This is a genomic window from Muribacter muris (assembly GCF_001038205.1).
GTDB lineage: Bacteria > Pseudomonadota > Gammaproteobacteria > Enterobacterales > Pasteurellaceae > Muribacter > Muribacter muris.
The window spans coordinates 1-1,740 of sequence record NZ_JWIZ01000101.1 but is presented as its reverse complement, the minus strand read 5'-3'; the positions used below and the strand labels follow the sequence as shown (position 1 = coordinate 1,740).

Here is a 1,740-nt window from a genome sequence, read left to right as displayed (position 1 = left end):
TGTTTAAATAACAAGGAGTTTATCAAAAGATGCAGTGGATCACTTTTCGATGATCTTACTGCATCAGCCTGGCGCATTTTTGCATGATCATTAACACCCATAAAGCAATCTCAATGCAGAAAGCCGGTGAAATTAGCTATTCTCTTACCTATGCGAAAGCGATTATCAAGCTGATTGAGCACAACGGCGATGAACTCAACGGGGTTGATACGGCAACAAGCATTATCCGAGATGCACTCGGTGCAGCCCAACACTTCCTTGATAAAGCCGAGCAAGCGGCAAACACGGGCTTTTATTTTGTAAATGAAAAACAAGGGGGCAATGATGTGTAATTCATATCTTGAAGCTGACTACCCGATACCGGCAGAGCTTGAAACGGCGATAGAGCAAGCTATTCACAACGGTCAAAAACTGGCTGATAAGATGAATGGTGAGGACAGCAAAGCTATCACCAAAATGATGGATATAACTTCCGATTACAAAAAAGGCGAGAAAGACGGAAAAAATAATGGCGAAGGCTTTGATAATGGGTTACAAGGGGGCAGCGATGAAACACTATAAACTGGTGAAGAACGTGCCGATTGCCTCTGATTTGAGCCTGAATTTCATTCACCGCATTGCCACCAGTGAAGCACAGGCGAAAGATTATCAGCTCACCCACTACAAGCAGACGGGCGAACTGTTGCAGATGGGCGATGTGCCGGCAACAGGCTATGCGATTGTGGTAACGAAAACCTTTGGCGTTTTTTTCGGTGAAGCCTTATTTGCCGTACTCCCGACCGAAAAAGAGGTAAACAAGGTGATGAAAAGCGTTAGCGTGGCATTACCGTTTTTAACCGCAGAAGTGCGACCGTTGGCGGATTTGAGCCTTGCCCGTTATTATTTGGGGGCAGACAATGACTAAGTTACTTTCTGCGCCGAACCTGAAAAAACAAGCTGCCGATGCGTTGGAGGTTGCGATTGTGGCAGGCTCGCAAGCGTGGGAGTTTGCCGGCTTGCCGACTGCCGAGCGTGCCGCCGCTGAAATCGCCTTAGACGAGCTATTACCAACAGGGGGAGCAATCCCCCCGATTGTGCTGTCTGCAAAAGAATTGGCTAATCTGACCGCTTACCGTATCGCCCCCGCCACCGCGCAAGTCATCACTATTCAGCGGGCAAATCACGGCGAGCCGTTAGCCGAAACCGCTATCACGCTGATGTGTTCCCAGCTTGCCACTCAAACCAAAGCGAGTGCCGTCCGCTTGATTGATGAAGCAGGGCAACTGTTGGAAGAGTTGGGTAATTATGTTGAACGGACACGCAAAGGCGAGAGCATAGCGGAAATGGTGGCAGACACGCACGCTAAACGTGTTTTAACGAGTGAGACGGACAAACCAGCCTTACATCGAAAAACGCACAGAGAACGGCATTAAGGGCTTATATCGCATTATTCCGAAGTTTGATAATGCCACAGGGGATTTGCTCTCTGAACGGGCGCAGTGGCTCTCTGATGTGGTGGAGGTGATTGGCATCGGGCGTAGCGATACGGAAAGTTTTATCGTGTTGCAGTGGATACCGGAGGGGCTGTTTACACCGGTTATTGAGGCGGTGGCACTCAAAGATTTAGGCGAGCGGGAGGGCTGGAAACAGCTCAAAGCCCGTGGGTGTTAATGATCATGCAAAAATGCGCCAGGCTGATGCAGTAAGATCATCGAAAAGTGATCCACTGCATCTTTTGATAAACTCCTTGTTATTTAAACA

5 protein-coding genes are annotated in these 1,740 nt (G+C 48.6%); all 5 read left to right on the top strand.

Annotated features, from left to right (window positions below; all coding sequences use genetic code 11):
- Positions 1–83 precede the first annotated feature (83 nt).
- Genes RO21_RS11635 through RO21_RS11615 form a run of 5 tightly spaced genes read left to right on the top strand, consistent with a single transcriptional unit; the run spans position 84 to position 1,650 of the window.
- Positions 84–332, top strand: coding sequence for a hypothetical protein (locus tag RO21_RS11635; RefSeq protein ID WP_157019829.1), 249 nt, complete (start codon positions 84–86; stop codon positions 330–332).
- Complete coding sequence (locus RO21_RS11630; protein ID WP_157019826.1) at positions 322–561, top strand: hypothetical protein; 240 nt, start codon at positions 322–324, stop codon at positions 559–561. The genes RO21_RS11635 and RO21_RS11630 overlap by 11 nt, the downstream gene beginning before the upstream one ends.
- A complete protein-coding gene (locus RO21_RS11625) occupies positions 548–904 on the top strand; it encodes a hypothetical protein (protein WP_047977945.1) in 357 nt (118 codons plus the stop codon). Before RO21_RS11630 ends, RO21_RS11625 begins: the two co-directional genes overlap by 14 nt.
- Entirely contained in the window at positions 897–1,412 is a 516-nt protein-coding gene (locus tag RO21_RS11620) for a hypothetical protein (RefSeq protein ID WP_047977944.1), read from the top strand. Before RO21_RS11625 ends, RO21_RS11620 begins: the two co-directional genes overlap by 8 nt.
- Complete coding sequence (locus RO21_RS11615; protein ID WP_157019823.1) at positions 1,360–1,650, top strand: hypothetical protein; 291 nt, start codon at positions 1,360–1,362, stop codon at positions 1,648–1,650. The genes RO21_RS11620 and RO21_RS11615 overlap by 53 nt, the downstream gene beginning before the upstream one ends.
- Positions 1,651–1,740: the final 90 nt, after the last annotated feature.

Coding starts and splice junctions, on each gene's coding strand:
- RO21_RS11630 (WP_157019826.1), top strand. CDS start 322: ATGATGTGTAATTCATATCTTGAAGCTGACTACCCGATACCGGCAGAG.
- RO21_RS11625 (WP_047977945.1), top strand. CDS start 548: ATGAAACACTATAAACTGGTGAAGAACGTGCCGATTGCCTCTGATTTG.
- RO21_RS11620 (WP_047977944.1), top strand. CDS start 897: ATGACTAAGTTACTTTCTGCGCCGAACCTGAAAAAACAAGCTGCCGAT.
- RO21_RS11635 (WP_157019829.1), top strand. CDS start 84: ATGATCATTAACACCCATAAAGCAATCTCAATGCAGAAAGCCGGTGAA.